Genomic DNA, 15868 nt, shown 5'->3' with positions numbered 1-15868 from the left:
AAAGCACAGCGGGAGTTGGTAAACGTCCTCTCCTTTTGGGAGAGGGGGATCTCAATCGCTGAAATTTAGCCTGGAAAAGCGATTTAACTCCTGGGACAGGAGTTAATCTGAAAGAAAATCAGGATTAGCCGCCCTGGTTTTGACGCTCTTTAATTTCAGAAAGGGTTTTGCAATCAATGCAAAGTGTCGCTGTGGGGCGCGCTTCGAGGCGGCGCAGACCAATTTCGATACCACAGGCTTCGCAATAGCCAAAATCATCGTCGCGTAAACGCTCCAGCGCGTCTTCAATTTTTTTAATCAGCTTTCTTTCGCGATCACGGGTACGGAGTTCGACGCTAAACTCTTCTTCCTGAGTGGCACGATCCGATGGATCAGGGAAGTTAGCCGCTTCATCTTTCATGTGAGTTACAGTGCGATCCACTTCTTCCATAAGCGACTGACGCCAGGCAAGCAATATGGTCTCCATGTGTGCCTTTTGTTTGTCATTCATGTATTCCTCACCCTCAGTTTCCTGATAAGGTGTAATACCCATGCTCGTCACGGCGTTGGTTTTCACGTTATGTCTACTCTCGTTAGTTGTATCCACTCTATGCGCTGGCATCGTTGCCTCCCACTATCTACATCCTGTCATCTAACTCATTCATGCAAGCGAATGAAGGGCGTTAGGTATATCAAAAATTGCCCGCAGCTTCAACCATTATTACGCTTTCCACCGCTTACACGGTCATTCCCTTGCCAGTCTTGCCAACAATGTATCGCTTTATACCCATAATCTTTAAGCATAGACTCTACCGCTGATTTTTGATCATAACCGTGTTCAACTAATAATAGACCGTTTGGACAAAGCCTCGCAAGACTCTGGCTGATAATATGCTTTAAGGCTTGCAAACCGGTTTCACCACTGACTAAGGCTGTTTGCGGTTCAAAGCGGACATCGCCTTCGCTTAAATGGGGATCGGTGCTGGCAATATAAGGCGGGTTGGCAACAATTGCATGGAATGAAGCGGGTTGGTGAATGTTGGTAAACCAGTCGGAATGGATAAACTGAATGTTGGTCAAACCCAGATTGCTGGCGTTCTCAACAGCCGTTTTAAGGGCACCCTCGCTAAAATCACTGGCAACAATCTGCCACGCGGGCCTTTCTTTAGCCAACGCCAGGGCAATGGCGCCGCTGCCTGTGCCGAGATCAAGAACCCGTGCGTCAGGTACATCCTGCAATTGTGACAGCGTGATTTCGATCAGCAACTCGGTCTCTGGCCTGGGAATAAGCGTGTCTTTCGTCACCCGAATGGGTAAGGACCAGAACTCTTTGATGCCGGTGAGGTAGGCAATGGGAAAGCCTTGTCGCCGTTGCGCCACCAGTTTCTTGAATCGGCTCCATTGCAAAGGCGTTAACTCGTTTTCCGGATGCGAGTACAGAAAGCTGCGGGATCGGATGAGAACATGGGCTAAAAGCACTTCGGCATCAATACGGCAATCCGGATTATTCTCTTTAAGTTGAGCCATGGCCTCTGCCAGGGCTTCCTTAATGGCTGTCATGACGTCCGATTTCCGCGAGCAGTTCAGCGTGGTATTCACGCTTTAAGGCGTCTATAACCGGCGTTAGATCGCCGGCGATGATGTCTGTTAATTGATAAAGGGTCAGATTAATCCGATGATCCGTCAGACGTCCCTGCGGGAAATTGTAGGTACGAATGCGTTCAGAACGATCGCCTGTTCCAACCAGGGATTTACGGGTGTCTGCCTGCTGCTGGCGTTGTTTGCTTTGTTCAGCATCCAGGAGCCGCGTTTTTAACAGGGCCATGGCTTTGGAACGGTTTTTGTGTTGAGAGCGTTCATCCTGGCATTCCACAACCACCCCTGTTGGGATATGGGTAATGCGTATGGCCGAATCTGTTTTGTTCACATGCTGACCGCCTGCACCGGATGAGCGGTAGGTATCAATGCGCAAATCGTCCGGATTAATGTCAATGTCATCGATTTCATCCACCTCCGGCATGATGGCAACCGTGCAGGCCGATGTATGCACACGGCCTTGCGATTCGGTTTCAGGGACCCGTTGCACCCGATGAGCGCCGGATTCAAATTTTAACTGGGAATAAACCGCGTTGCCGCTGATGCGGGCAATGATTTCCTTGTAACCGCCGTGTTCGCCGTGACTGGCGCTGATGACTTCAACCTGCCAACCCACGGTTTCAGCATAGCGGCTATACATGCGGAACAAATCGCCTGCGAAAATGGCGGCCTCATCGCCGCCGGTTCCGGCGCGCACTTCCAGATAAACATTGCGTTCATCGTCCGGGTCTTTCGGGATAAGATGCCATTGCAAGGCTTCATCCAGGTGTGCAACGCGCTGTTCGGCTTCGTCAATTTCTTCTTTAGCCATGGCGGCCATTTCGGCATCGCTGCTGTCGATGAGTTCCTGAAGCGAAGCAACATTGTCACGGGCGGCGACGTAGTCGTTATAACAGCTGGCGACCGGTTCGAGTTGTGCGTATTCTTTAGAAAGGTTTTTAAACTGGTTTTGATCGGCAATTACGGATGCTTCGGACAACAGGCGGCCCACTTCTTCAAAGCGTTCCAGCATCTGTTCGAGTTTTAGTTCAAGAGATTTCTTCATAGGGTATAAACGCTTTGGATGGATTAAATAAATAATGCACCAGATCCAGCAATTCTTCGCGATTATCCCATGCCGCCTGCCGTAAGCCGACAGTGGGAAAATGGGTTAATTTATTCACCAGACGATTACTGAATTCCTGCAAAACCTCGGTTTGATTGATGCCTGAAGCGAGCTTCTTCATGGCCCGTTGCAATTCTTCCGCTGCCAGATTCTCCATGGTATCACGATAATGGCAGATCACATCTTTGGCGCGCAGCGAGCGGTGCCAGCGAATGTAATTGTCCAGTTCGCAATCAATTAACTGCTCAGCCTGAAGGGCGGCGCTGCGGCGTTCATCCATTCCTTTGGTAATGATGGATTGCAAATCGTCGATGTTATAGAGGACAACGTTGGCCAAGTCGCTGACATCCGGCTCAATGTCGCGCGGCACCGCCAAATCCAGAAAGAACATCGGATTGCCCTGTCGTTTTTCAAGGGCATGAGCCACCAGGCTCTTGTTAATGAAGGGGAGCGGACAGGCCGTGGCTGAAATGACGACATCGGCCTCGGCCAGATGCTCGGGAATATCGCCAATGGTCAAGGCCTTGCCCTGATAGGCCGTGGCGAGCTGCATGGCATTTTCACGGGTACGGCTTGCCACTAAAAAATCAGAGACGCCTTCCTTGTGCAGGTATTTAACCACCAGATTGGCCGTCTCTCCTGAGCCGATTAAAAAAACCCGCAGGGATTGAATGTCATTAAAAAATTGATTGACCAATTGCACGGCGGCATAAGCCACGGAAACGGGGTTGGTGCCAATGCCGCTTTGACTGCGGATGCGTTTGCTGGCACTGAAAACGTATTCGAACACGTGGCGTAAATTGCTTTTAACGGCACCGAGACGGCAGGCTTGCTGGTAAGCCTGTTTCATTTGCCCAAGAATTTGCGGTTCGCCAAGCATCATGGAGTCCAGGCCGCTGGCGACACGCAGGGTGTGACGAATACCGTGATGCCCATGATGCAGATAAAAATACGGCAACAGGGCGTCTGGGGACAGTTGATGTTCATGGGCAAGCCACGGTACCAGGCTTTCCGGATCGTTGGTATCGCAATAGATATCCATGCGGTTACAGGTCGACAGGATAGCCGCTTCGTTGATTGCGGGGAGACCCACCAGCTTGTGAAGCAGTGTATTCTGGGTGGCTGGCGTCAGCGCGACTTTTTCACGCACATCCAGCGGAGCTGTTTTATGATTAAGCCCGCAGGCAACAAAGACCATCTAAGTTATAGTATTTATCCGGTAATGCTTGAGATTGTAAACCATAACTTTTTTAAAATGTAGAGTAAAACAAGGATCAATCGCCGTTGATACTCAAGTCCTTGCCTGATTTGCCGTTAACAAGGGAAATACCAGGCGCTTCCTGCTAAGGAGATTTCGATGGATATCATCTTCCAGGGCAACCATAACAGTGAAGAGGCGGCAGAAAATCTATTAAGTGTCCTGCGCTTGTTCAAAGAGCGCTACAAAATAAGCCATTTCCGGGAAATGCACTTAACGGTTACCCTGATGGATGATCACGGCGATGAGGTCGAGCTTGTCGACAGCGAAACAGCTCAGGTTTACCGCATCTTTGAAGTCTACCGCAAAGGCCATGAACTTAAGACTGGACGAAAGCCCCGTCCCATGCTGCAATTAGTGGTTGATAACACACGCTAGCAGGAAGAGATGCTTACCGGCTTTCTGGCATTATTACTTACATTAATCTTAGTCATCGGCCTTCATGAAGCCGGGCATGCCCTGGCAGCCCGGTTGTTTAAGGTCAACATTCAACGCATCGCCATTGGTTTTGGCAGACCGTTGCTCAAACGGCAGGATAAACACAGTATCGAATGGGTCTGGGGCTTATGGCCGCTCGGCGGTTATGTGCGGCTGCTTAATTCCCGTATCCAGCCCGTCCGGGAAGACGAACTTCCTTTCTGTTTTGATAAAAAGCCGGTCTGGCAACGGTTAATCATTTTGTTGGCTGGTGCCGTGGCTAATCTGTTCGTGACCTGGGTGGCGTTGACCCTGATGCTGATGGTGGGCTATAAACAGTATGATGCCGCCATCGAGAAAGTGACACCGCAAAGTCTCGCAGCATCGGCAGGATTTAAAGCCGGCGATCGCATCCTGATGATTAATGGTCATTCGGCGCAGTCTCTGCAGGAAGCCGGCATGCGTCTTATTGCTTCCCTGGGACAGGCCAACATCCCGGTCGTTGTTCAGAATCAGCAGAATCAGCCACAGAAATTGCAATTGGATTTAAGCCGTTGGCGCTTCCCGGCCGTAAAGGGGTCGCTGTTTTCCCTGTTGGGTTTTGAAATGGTATCGCCGGCTACGAATCAACGCTGGGTGCCAGGGACGCATTTTTTTAGCGCTGCACGTGAGGCCCTGGTCAAGATGGCCGATTTATTCGCCTTTTTTGTGGTTATGCTCAAACAGCTGTTAACGGGTATGATTCCTTTTACCTTGCTTTTAGGCCCTGTTGGTTTTTTTAATGTCTCTTTAAATTCATTTGTGCAGGGTTTTTCTGTGTTTCTTTACTTTATAGCTTCACTCAGTCTGACCGTGGGTTTCGTAAATCTCTTGCCGGTGCCCGGACTGGATGGCGGCTCCATGGTTTATGTCCTGCTTGAAAAAATTCGCGGCAAACCGATTTCTATCGCCATGGAAGTTTTGCTGCATCGTCTGGCATTGATTCTCTTTATGCTGATTTTTGTTCAGTTGATACTCAATGATCTGGCGCGTTACGCCCATTGATTACGCCCGTGCGCAACATAAAACATCCACGCGCTGCACGCCCTGCTGTTTCAGGCAGCGGGCCAGTTCACTGGCGGTGCTGCCGGTGGTTAATAAATCATCCACCAGGGTAACATGCGCATAAGGCATCGGCTTTATCCTGAACGATTGTTTCAGGTTGTTGCGGCGTTGCCGGCCGCTGAGTCCCGCTTGCGTGGGGGTATTGATGATTTTTTGACACCGGGTCAGGGAGCAGGGAATCGCTAACTCCGCCGCCAGGATTTTGGCTAATTCCGCCGTCTGGTTAAAACCCCGTTGCCGCAAACGCAGGGCATGCAGGGGCACAGGAATCAGACACTCCGAACGGTAATCGTCAGGCAGGGCGTCTTTCATCAATTTGACCAAAAACGAGCGGAGATACAGGGCTTGCCGGTATTTATAATCATGCAGCAGGCTGCGCAGCAGGCCGTTAAAACGATAGGCAGTCAACACGGCATCAAAGCCGGGGCGTTTTTTTATGCAATGGCCGCACACCGGGAACGCCGCATCGGTGAGTGGTTGGCGGCAATAGTGGCAACCGGCCCCAAGGGGTGTTAATAATTGCTCGCAAAGCGAACAAACCGCAAAAAAGCCAGAATGATTGTGGTTGCAAACCGCACAAACAGCGGGCAATCGCCATTGCTGTGTTATACTTTTAATTTTCTGATACACGCGTGTTGGACTTCCATTAGTAAAGCTTTGCCATAATGAATCTTAAAAACGAAATTAGCAAATCATTTAATACCCATGCCGCCGATTATGACCGCGCTGCCAAAATACAGCATGAAATAGGGACGCGTTTATTTGAGCGCCTTGATTACATGAAGATTAAACCGCGTTATGTTCTTGATCTGGGCTGCGGCACGGGTGTTTTTTCCCGTCTGCTGAAAAAGCGTTACCCGGATGCTCAGATCATCGGCATCGATTTGGCGCGGGAAATGCTCCATCAAGCCCAAAAAAAGCAAGGCTGGCGATGTAAGTGGGCGTTGGTCAATGCCGATATGACGGCGCTGCCTTTTCCGGACGGTTTATTTGATTTGGTCTTTGCCAATCAGGCGATTCACTGGGCTCAACCGCTGAACGAGGTGATGCGGGAAATGAACCGGGTAATGAGCAAAGACGCCTGCCTGCTGTTTTCCACCCTGGGGCCTGATACGTTTAAAGAATTAAAACAGGCCTGGGAAGGGGTTGATCATTATGCCCATACCAATGCCTTTGCTGACATGCATGACATTGGCGATTGTTTACTGGCTGAACATTTTCTCGATCCGGTGGTCGATATGGAATGGCTGACCATGCATTACCCCTCTTTACATGCCCTGGTAGGCAGTTTAAAAGCACAGGGCGTACGCAACATCAATCAGGCCCGTAATAAAGGGTTGACAGGCAAGGGTGCCCGGCAAGCATTTGAGACGGCTTATCAGCAACTGCGTACGGAGACAGGTAAATACCCTCTCACTTACGAAGTTGTTTACGGCCATGCCTTTAAAGGGCAGGTACATGCCACGGCACAGGGCAAAGAGGTTTATATTCCCATTACCAGCATTCAACGAAAGGCTCGATGAGGGGTGCGTATTGAACCATTTGATGGTAGTGTTTCATACAGCCTAATCAGAGGGAAGTTGAGATGGGGAGTGATTTTATTATTTATGCCATTCCAGTGTTTTTTTTACTGATTGGCATTGAATATGCCGTTTCGAGGATTCGAAAGCAACCGCTTTATGAAATCAAGGACTATGTCAGTAATTTAAGCAGTGGCTCACTGGAACAGCTATGTACCGCTCCTCTGCAAGTCCTGCTCCTCTTTGGATACCAAAGCCTTTATCAACACACCGCCTTGCTGACCATTAACCCACGGTCCGTTTTAGCCTGGTTTATTCTGTGGCTTTTAGTCGATTTTCTCTATTATTGGTATCATCGTGCCACCCATCGCATCACGTTTTTATGGATGGGGCATTCTGTTCATCATCAGAGCGAATATTATAATTTGTCAGTGGCCTTGCGCCAGGGTGTTGTGCAGACGCTGTTTTCACCGTTTATTTACCTGCCTTTGGCCGTCATCGGTTTTCCAACCTGGATGTTTGTCACCGTATCCAGCTTAATTACGCTCTATCAATTCTGGATCCATACTCAAACGATTAGCCATTTGGGTTGGTTTGAAAAGCTGTTCAATACCCCATCGCACCACCGTGTCCATCACGGCCGCAATCCCCAATACATTGATAAAAACTACGCCGGCAGCCTCATCATCTGGGATAAGCTCTTTAATACCTTTGAGCCTGAGCGTGCGCCCCCGGATTACGGCGTTACGGAACCCTTGCAAACCTGGAATTCGTTTTATGCCAACATCAACGTGGCGGCGGATATGTTGTATTACGGTCGATTTTTAAAAAAAATCAGTCAGCGTCTGGCTTTATTTATTGAACCCCCTGAAAAAATAATCGGTCTTTTGGGGGAGCGGCGTTTTAATCAGGTGAAACGTAAGCCGCGACGCTATCAGGGGGCGGTTCCTGGTCCTTACCTGTTAGTTAACGTGATGGTTTTAGTACTTGGGTTTACGCTGTTCTTATCGGGCTTGCGTGGAGTCGGTGTAAGGACCATTCTGCTGGATTTATTCTGTTTAACCACCATTTATATCATAGGCCAGGTGTGCAATGGCACGCGTGCTATTCACTGGCTTGAGTTGCTACGTGCACTTATCTTAGGCGGTCTTTTAATGGCGATGAAGGTCGCTGCCCCATTTGCAGCGATAGCGATGCTGGTGTTTTTTAGCCTGAATGAGTGGCTTTTTACCAATCATGGGTATTTTGAACCCATACCTAAGCCTTTACGCGATGATCATGGCTATTAACTGTTGATTAAATTGGCTTACAGCTATAATTTATACAATCCGATTAAAAAAGTAGAATGCTTAGGAGCGATTATGGAATTTGTCAGCCGTTACGTATCTCATCAACCGGATTTAAAGGGCATGGTGAGTTACTCCGACGAAGAACATCGCGTCTGGCAATTACTGTACAAGCGGCAGATGACCATTCTCCCGGGCAGAGCCTGTGATGAGTTTATGCAGGGTTTGGATAGCCTGGGTCTCACCGGTTCACATATTCCGCAACTTCCGGATGTCAGCGAACGGCTGCGTGAGTTAACCGGCTGGGAAGTAGCGCCTGTTGCGGCTTTAATCTCCGCACGGGAATTTTTTGAGTTACTGGCAAAGAGGCGTTTTCCTGCCGCCACATTTATTCGCACGGAAGAAGAAATGGATTACGTGCAGGAGCCTGATATTTTTCATGAAATTTTTGGCCATTGCCCGATGCTGACCGATCCAGTATATGCCGAATTTGTGTACAATTACGCGTGCAAGGTCCTGGAGTTCCCTGAGGATGAATGGCCTTTGCTGCAACGGTTGTTCTGGTTCACTGTGGAGTTTGGTTTAATCAAAACAACGAAAGGGTTGCGGGCTTACGGCGGTGGTATTTTATCCTCCATCAGTGAGACACCTTACAGCATTGAAAGTGATATTCCCATGCGCGTGTTGTTTGATCCGGTTGTGGCTTTCCGTACCCCTTACCGCATTGACATGTTGCAAAAAGTTTATTTTGTTATTGATGCTTATCAGCAACTCTATGAATTTGTAAATCAGAATATTGGCCGCTTGATTCGACGTGCGCGGGAATTGGGTGAATACCCGCCTTTTTTCCCTGTGGATGCCAACAATCCCAGTATTCATATTCTCGCCTGTTAACCAGGCACGGCAGACTGATTGTCGCATGTGGCCAGGCTATGCGGCTGTAATTGTAATGCGCGTTCAGTCTTGCTAATATCGGTGGACGTTTTGTGTTCATTGATGGCTTATCAAGGAGCAATCGATTGATCAAAGTACTAATTGTTGATGACCATGCGTTGGTTCGAATGGGTATTCGACGATTATTAGACGACCTGCCGGACATGGAAGTCGTCGCCGAAGCAGAAAATGGCGAGCAGGCTCTGACCCTGGTGAAAACCTGTAAACCGGATGTCGTGTTATTGGACATGAAAATGCCTGGCATTGATGGCTGGGAGGTTACCCGCCGCCTAAAAAAATCCAATCCGCAAATTAAAATTATCGCGGTCACGGCGATGTGCGCTGAACCTCTGCCTACCCGTATCCTGCAATTAGGGGCCATGGGTTACCTTACCAAAGAGTCCGGTGCTCAGGAAATGGCCGCTGCCATTCGTAAAGTAGCGAAAGGAGAAAAATACTTAAGTGCCGAAATTGCCCAGAAAATGGCGATTAACAGCCTCGAGGCAGTCGAAGAGTCGCCGTTTGATCGCTTGTCTGAACGTGAAATGCAGGTCATGTTTATGATTACCAGCGGCATGACGGTGCAGGATATTGCCGATCGTCTGTTTTTAAGCAGCAAGACCATTAATGGTTACCGATACCGTATGTTTGATAAGCTGGGGATTAAAAATGATGTGGAATTAACCTTTCTGGCTATGAAACATCGAATCATTGAAAAACCGACGGATGCCTTGCACGATGACTAAACAGGGCAATAACGCCCCCGGATTGTGCTATCTATACTTACATTATGAACGAGTTTTTACCTTCCCCCGAATTAACAACCCTGCTTGCTAATTTAACCAGTGAACCTGGGGTTTACCGCATGATGGATGCCGAAGACACCGTTTTGTATGTCGGTAAGGCATCCAACCTGAAAAAACGGGTCAGCAGTTATTTCAGCAGACAAACCACTGGCGCCAAAACCCGCTCGCTAGTAAGCCAGATTGCGCGCATTGAAGTCAGCATAACCCGCAGCGAAACAGAAGCCTTGCTGTTAGAAAGCAATCTGATTAAAACCCTGCGCCCGAAATATAATGTCTTGTTGCGGGACGACAAGTCCTATCCTTACATTCATGTGGTTCGCAGCAATGGTTACTCGCGTATGGAACTTTACCGCAGCAAGAAAAAACCTAAAAAGGGTGATTTCTTTGGACCCTATCCCAGTGCCACGGCCGTGCGCGAAACCTTAAGCAGCATTCAAAAAATTTTTAAAATCCGCAATTGCCGGGACAGCTATTTTACCACACGCTCGCGTCCCTGCCTGCAATATCAAATCAAGCGTTGCACAGCGCCCTGCACTGGTTATATTTCCAAAGAGGATTATCAACATGCGGTTGATGACGCTGTCCGCTTTCTGCAGGGTAAATCCCAGGCTATCCTCGAAGAAATGGCGACACGTATGGAAGAGGCGGTCAAGCGACTGGCCTTCGAAGAAGCGGCCTTATTAAGGGATCAGATCAAAAGTTTGCGTCTGGTGCAGGAGCAGCAGGGGGTGGTGCAGTTACGCGGTGATGCTGATGTGATTGTCATGGACGCCAAACCCGGTTTTGCCTGCATCCAGTGTGTTACCATACGCGATGGGCATGTGCTCGCCAGCCGCAGCTTTTTTCCTTCTGTCCCACAGCGGGTTCTGGTTTTGGAGGGCGAGCTTCAGGATTTACGGCAGCAGGTTATGGAAGCTTTTGTGTCGTTTTATTACGTTGACGCACCGGAACGGATTCCTGGGCTGCTGATTCTTGCTGAACCGCTCCCGGAACTTGAGGCGATTCGTCTGATGCTGTCAGAACTGCGAGGCAAGGCTTGTCAAATTCAGATTAACCCGCGTGGCATCAAGGCGCGCTGGCTGGACTTTGCCTTGAATAACCTGCGCCTTGCTGTCAGTGATTATGACGCGTCGCGCCTGACCATGAAAAAACGCTACGAGGCTCTGGCTGCATTCTTACAGATTAATACCCCGATTGCCCGCATGGAATGTTTCGATATCAGCCATACACAGGGAGCAGCCACCATCGCATCCTGTGTGGTGTTTGATACGGATGGGCCGCGAAAAAAGGATTACCGTCGCTTTAATATTGCGGGCATCACCGCCGGCGATGATTACGCGGCCATGCAACAGGTATTGACCCGCCGTTTTAAGCGGCTTAAAGAGGAGCAGCACTTTCCGGATGTTTTAATCATCGACGGCGGCAAGGGCCAGGTGAATGTCGCCCAAAAAGTCCTTACCGCGCTTGGCGTTGAAGGGGTATTCCTCCTGGGTATTGCCAAAGGACCGGATCGCAAAGCCGGTCTCGAACGCCTTATTCTGGTTGCACGCAATGAAGAAATCATGTTGCCAGCCGATTCACCCGCTTTGCATCTGCTACAGCACATTCGCGATGAAGCGCATCGCTTTGCGATAACGGCTCATCGTAAAAAAAGGCAAACGACCGGACTGGAATCATCTCTTCAAACCATTGAAGGGGTGGGCCCGAAACGGCGTCAGGCCTTACTGCGGCGTTTTGGCGGTTTGCAGGAACTGGCCAAAGCCCCTTTGGCTGAAATTGCCAAGGTGGCAGGCATCAATGAGCAATTAGCCCTGCGGATATTTAAGCATTTCCGCGATGGTTAATGGATTGCCAAAGAACGGCAAAAAGTTGCCGGGAGTAGCCGTGCCTTAAGCCTGGTATTTGTTATTGTAGTCATTAATAAAAATTTTCAGCGTTTCAATGGGGAGAGGGCGGCAATAATAAAAGCCCTGAGCATATCGGCAACCCAATTGTTTCAATAATTGATTCTGTTCAGCGTTTTCAACGCCTTTTTGTATCACAGTCAGGTCAAGTTTGTGGGCAAGGTCAATTAATCCGCTGATGAAGGCACCGCGTTTGGGCTCCAGAGCCAGAGAATGCAGGAGGCTGTGATCAATCTTGACATAGTCAAACGGCGTTTCCAAAAGTCGGGACACATTGGAATGCTCTGTACCGAAGTTATCGAGGCTTAAGCGGATCCCTGCCGACCGCAGCGCTTCAAGGTTAATATCGAGATGGCGGTATTGCAGGCTTGAAATCTGTTCCGCAATGTCAAGAATCACGGAATGAGGCGAGATATTGGCTTTCAATAAGCTGTCGCAGAGATTATCAATGAAATACTGATCATTGAGTTGAGACAAAGCGATGTTTAAAGCAATTTTAGCATCCGAAAGCGGAGCAATGGTGGCTGCGAAATCCTTCAGAGCCTGCTGAATGGTCCAGTAGCCTAAGGATTGTATGCAGCCGGTTTGTTCAGCCAAGGGAATGAATTCACTTGGGGAAATTAAGCCTTTTTTCGGATGGCGCCAGCGAATAAAAGCCTCATAACTGACAATGTCATTGGTACTTAAATCAAACAGGGGTTGATAATCGATGTAAAATTCGTTTTTGGTAATGGCCTGACGCAAATCGCGCTTCAGCAAGATGAGGCGGCTGTTGATCTCATTGTAGGTTTCATTGGAATAAATGGTGTATTGATTCTTGCCGTTTTTCTTGGCGCGGTACATGGCGGTATCGGCATTACGTAACAATTCACTGGCTGTCTGGCCGCCAGTTGGGTAATAGCAGATGCCGATACTGCATCCGGTTTCAAGGTGATACTCGCCGATTTCAAAGGGGGTAGACAGGGCATTATTGATTTTAGCGGCTACTTTTTCAATGTCGGTTTGCTGGGTTAACTTCAGTAACACGACGAATTCATCACCGCCCAACCGAGCGATGAAATCCGACTTGCGGATGCAACCCGACATGCGTTTGGCCAGATTTCGAAGCAACTGATCGCCAACGTGATGCCCCAGGGTGTCATTGATGGTTTTAAAATTATCCACATCAATGAGCAGTAAAGCGAGCGCTTCCTTGTTTTTTTTTGCTTTCTCAAGCCATTGGTCCAACGTGGTTTCAAAGAATTGCCGATTCCCGACGTTGGTTAAGGGGTCATAACTGGCAAGATCCCGCATTTTTTGCTGGGCCATTTTTAATTCAGTGATGTCTGTTGCGTAAACATTGATTTGATCAAAATCCTGAATCCATACCACGGTAAAGAGATACATCTTGTCTTTGACTTCCATTTCCATACGCACTACATCGCGTTTCTGCTTGGCTTTCAGGCAGGCGTCCTGAAGTTTCAACGGTAACTTGGCCGAGCCTTTGTACCAGTAATTCAGTATTTCCCGTCCGGAACTGTTGCTGTATAGAATGTTGCCGTCATATTGAAGTCGGAATACCGGGTTGGGGTCCTGTTGAGGGATGCTGGCTAAAAATTGCAATTTGCGTTGCGCCAGCAGACGTTCTATTTCAAGGCAGATGCGCTCGCTGAACAGACGAAACAGGGTTTTACTGTGATGATTGAGAATAATCCGTTTTTCAGACAGCAGGACCAACAAGCCAACGACAGCGCCTTCTGAATTGAGCAGCGGGCCGCCAATATAAGAATTAATGCTCATCTCCTGCAATAGAATGTCTTTGGGAAATCGCTCCTGCACGTCACCGTCAAAATGGTGAATGCTCTTGGATTCCTTGACCTCTTTGCAGGGGGTATCTTTCAGGGCGTAAGACACATTTTTGCGTTTAATACCGCGATAATAATAACTGACGCTGTGAGCAATGTCCTCGGCGTCTATCAAATCGACACAGGCATGATCGGCATTGAATGCGTCGGAGGCGAGTTTAGTCACATCATCAATCACGTCGTTGATGCCGCCGTGATTGGCAATTTCAGCCAGAGAGCGCAAGACCCATTCGAGCATTTTCGATTCGGTGATGTCGACCAGTTTAATCAGGATATAGGGTTTTTTGTCGATCATCAGGGTACTGACCATGACATTGAAAGCAAGATGGGGGCGATAATTATCGTGTTCCTCTATCCAGGTAAATTGCTGAGGCACGCCTTTTTGCGTTTCATGGCAATGCATGGCTAATTCTGTAAACAGTGTTTGCGGCCCCAGTTGCCGCGCCTCAATTGCTTTCTGCAGGGGTTGCCCCAGTATTCTGGCTGGGTCCTCAAATAAAAAATGATGTGCCGCCATTTCATTGACAAAAATAATTTTGCTTTTTTTATCAAGGACAAAAATACTGTCGCTCATGAGTTGAATGGCGTGGGATAAATCATGACGGGACGCAAAATTGCCTAAACCGACTTCGGAAGCAATCGCCTCCTCAATGATAAGACTCGTATTGCCCATGGATGTTTAGACAGAGGACGACTTATACTTAAGTATAGAGGAATTTTAAAAAAATTATTCATAGTCTAAACTTTTTAAACAGAGGGTCGAAGTAAATGCAAAATCATGCTGAAATTTAAGCATGCTTTTTGCATCCTAAACGTTATAAACATTCGGGGAATAACGTCATGAAAAAAATAACGATGGCTCTGGCACTGTCTTTATCGGCGATATCCTCACACGCGGCCCCTTATTATGGGACCGGATTATGTGCCTATCCTCAGTACCAATGCATCAAGGTGACTTCTGGTCAAAGCTGGGAAAAACTCTTCCCGGATGAACAGCAACGCGATATTGTTCAACGCCTTAACCGCACCTACAACCATCTTTGGGCTGGCAAGGAAATCGCTGTACCCCGCAATCTGGTGAACAAAACCCTGCTTGATTTTTCGCCTTTCCCCTTAAAAATCAAGGCTGAAGGCAATAAGCAAATTATTGTGGATCAGGATAAACTCGCCTGGGCCGCTTACGATGCAGAAGGCCGTCTGGTTAAATGGGGACCTATTTCTTCAGGCCGGGATAAATGCTCTGACAGCAATAATTCCTGCCGTACCCTAACCGGTATCTTCTATTTCTTCAGCAAGGAAAATGAAAAATGCCGCTCCGGGGTATTTCCTATCGGCCGAGGTGGGGCAAAAATGCCTTACTGCATGTACTTTCATAAAGGCTTTGCCATGCATGGCTCGGATGATATTCCCGGCTACCGGGCGAGCCACGGCTGTGTCCGCATGTTCACCCGCGATGCTTTGTGGATGAATCATGAGTTTGTAGAGGTATCCAATGATAAAACCGGCTTTCTGGGGACTAAAGTAACAGTCAGACCTATTTTGGATAGCACAAGCGGGAAAGCACAATGAAGACAATAACCAAGTACGCGACAATGATACTGTGCCTGGGACTATCTGTTCCGGGTGTGGCTATGACAGCTGAAGAAAAAGCTGACAAAGATAACCGCAATCCGCCCGGGTGCCTCGACACGGGCTACCAGTTTGAATTGAAGGCCCTGCATCTTTTACCGGAAGCGGCTGGCGCGAAACAATCCCTGTATTTTTTCTTTAATACCCTGTCGCAGAAAATCAATCTTTACCAGATGCGCGATGATGAAAGCTCAAGGAGCCTCTATTTAAATCATGCCATCAATGGCCGGCAGTGGGCCGCACTGTCCAGTACTGAAAAAGAAGTGAAATTCATTTGCACGGTCGACGATCCCAAGCTTCGCTATGGTCGGGTGGTGGATTGCAGTCAAAGCCTTAAGATCTGCGAATACACGACGGTGAAATACGGCTTGAATAACAAAGGTAACTTTTGGCTGGTAAAAAGTAATTCAAGGAATGCGGCTGTCAGAGAAGTTGTCAGGTATGGCATCATTCCTGCAATGACAATGTAAAAAAACAGCGCCAATTG

Annotated in this window: 15 protein-coding genes; 9 read left to right on the top strand and 6 right to left on the bottom strand. The window is 48.4% G+C overall.

What is annotated here, in order from left to right; all coding sequences use genetic code 11:
• Positions 1–124: 124 nt before the first annotated feature.
• The 4 genes from dksA to hemA all read right to left on the bottom strand — a co-directional run bounded on the left by dksA (position 125) and on the right by hemA (position 3878).
• Positions 125–532, bottom strand: coding sequence for an RNA polymerase-binding protein DksA (dksA, locus tag Lery_RS02240; RefSeq protein WP_310790366.1), 408 nt, complete (start codon positions 530–532; stop codon positions 125–127).
• A gap of 158 nt (positions 533–690) precedes the next feature.
• Positions 691–1539, bottom strand: a complete 849-nt coding sequence (prmC, locus tag Lery_RS02235) for a peptide chain release factor N(5)-glutamine methyltransferase (protein ID WP_058525616.1) — start codon at positions 1537–1539, stop codon at positions 691–693.
• Entirely contained in the window at positions 1526–2620 is a 1095-nt protein-coding gene (gene prfA, locus Lery_RS02230) for a peptide chain release factor 1 (RefSeq protein WP_058525615.1), read from the bottom strand. Before prfA ends, prmC begins: the two co-directional genes overlap by 14 nt.
• The gene (hemA, locus tag Lery_RS02225; protein WP_058525614.1) at positions 2604–3878 is read right to left on the bottom strand and encodes a glutamyl-tRNA reductase; all 1275 of its coding nucleotides are present in this window, start codon (positions 3876–3878) and stop codon (positions 2604–2606) included. The genes prfA and hemA overlap by 17 nt, the downstream gene beginning before the upstream one ends.
• A 159-nt stretch (positions 3879–4037) precedes the next feature.
• Here hemA and Lery_RS02220 point away from each other — a divergent pair, with 159 nt between their 5' ends.
• Together Lery_RS02220 and Lery_RS02215 are read left to right on the top strand one after the other, a co-directional pair.
• Positions 4038–4316 (top strand): hypothetical protein, encoded by a 279-nt coding sequence (locus Lery_RS02220; protein ID WP_058525613.1) that lies wholly within the window; start codon positions 4038–4040, stop codon positions 4314–4316.
• A 9-nt stretch (positions 4317–4325) separates the two neighbouring features.
• Entirely contained in the window at positions 4326–5399 is a 1074-nt protein-coding gene (locus Lery_RS02215; RefSeq protein ID WP_058525612.1) for a M50 family metallopeptidase, read from the top strand.
• Here Lery_RS02215 and Lery_RS02210 read toward each other — a convergent pair whose 3' ends face one another.
• Entirely contained in the window at positions 5400–6089 is a 690-nt protein-coding gene (locus tag Lery_RS02210; RefSeq protein WP_058525611.1) for a ComF family protein, read from the bottom strand.
• Between the two features lie 35 nt (positions 6090–6124).
• On the opposite strand from Lery_RS02210, the gene bioC reads away from it, so the two are divergent.
• From bioC to uvrC, 5 genes are all read left to right on the top strand, one after another.
• On the top strand, positions 6125–6982 hold the full coding sequence (bioC, locus tag Lery_RS02205; RefSeq protein ID WP_058525610.1) for a malonyl-ACP O-methyltransferase BioC: 858 nt from the start codon (positions 6125–6127) through the stop codon (positions 6980–6982).
• A gap of 62 nt (positions 6983–7044) precedes the next feature.
• Positions 7045–8268 carry a sterol desaturase family protein gene (locus tag Lery_RS02200; RefSeq protein WP_065230223.1) on the top strand — a complete coding sequence of 408 codons (1224 nt, stop codon included), beginning with the start codon at positions 7045–7047 and terminating at the stop codon, positions 8266–8268.
• Between the two features lie 72 nt (positions 8269–8340).
• Complete coding sequence (gene phhA, locus Lery_RS02195) at positions 8341–9159, top strand: phenylalanine 4-monooxygenase (protein WP_058525609.1); 819 nt, start codon at positions 8341–8343, stop codon at positions 9157–9159.
• Positions 9160–9284: 125 nt separating this feature from the next.
• The gene (gene letA, locus Lery_RS02190; RefSeq protein WP_058525608.1) at positions 9285–9944 is read left to right on the top strand and encodes a two-component system response regulator LetA; all 660 of its coding nucleotides are present in this window, start codon (positions 9285–9287) and stop codon (positions 9942–9944) included.
• Between the two features lie 44 nt (positions 9945–9988).
• A complete protein-coding gene (gene uvrC / locus Lery_RS02185; RefSeq protein ID WP_058525607.1) occupies positions 9989–11848 on the top strand; it encodes an excinuclease ABC subunit UvrC in 1860 nt (619 codons plus the stop codon).
• A gap of 45 nt (positions 11849–11893) precedes the next feature.
• On the opposite strand, the gene Lery_RS02180 is transcribed toward uvrC, so the two are convergent.
• The gene (locus Lery_RS02180) at positions 11894–14425 is read right to left on the bottom strand and encodes a bifunctional diguanylate cyclase/phosphodiesterase (protein ID WP_058525606.1); all 2532 of its coding nucleotides are present in this window, start codon (positions 14423–14425) and stop codon (positions 11894–11896) included.
• Positions 14426–14592: 167 nt separating this feature from the next.
• Here Lery_RS02180 and Lery_RS02175 point away from each other — a divergent pair, with 167 nt between their 5' ends.
• Together Lery_RS02175 and Lery_RS02170 are read left to right on the top strand one after the other, a co-directional pair.
• Entirely contained in the window at positions 14593–15321 is a 729-nt protein-coding gene (locus Lery_RS02175) for a L,D-transpeptidase (protein ID WP_058525605.1), read from the top strand.
• On the top strand, positions 15318–15851 hold the full coding sequence (locus Lery_RS02170) for a hypothetical protein (RefSeq protein WP_058525604.1): 534 nt from the start codon (positions 15318–15320) through the stop codon (positions 15849–15851). The genes Lery_RS02175 and Lery_RS02170 overlap by 4 nt, the downstream gene beginning before the upstream one ends.
• Positions 15852–15868 lie beyond the last annotated feature (17 nt).

The organism is Legionella erythra, assembly GCF_001467615.1.
Lineage (GTDB): Bacteria > Pseudomonadota > Gammaproteobacteria > Legionellales > Legionellaceae > Legionella_C > Legionella_C erythra.
Note: the sequence above shows the minus strand (reverse complement) of the source record. Positions and strands in the feature narration are given on the sequence as shown.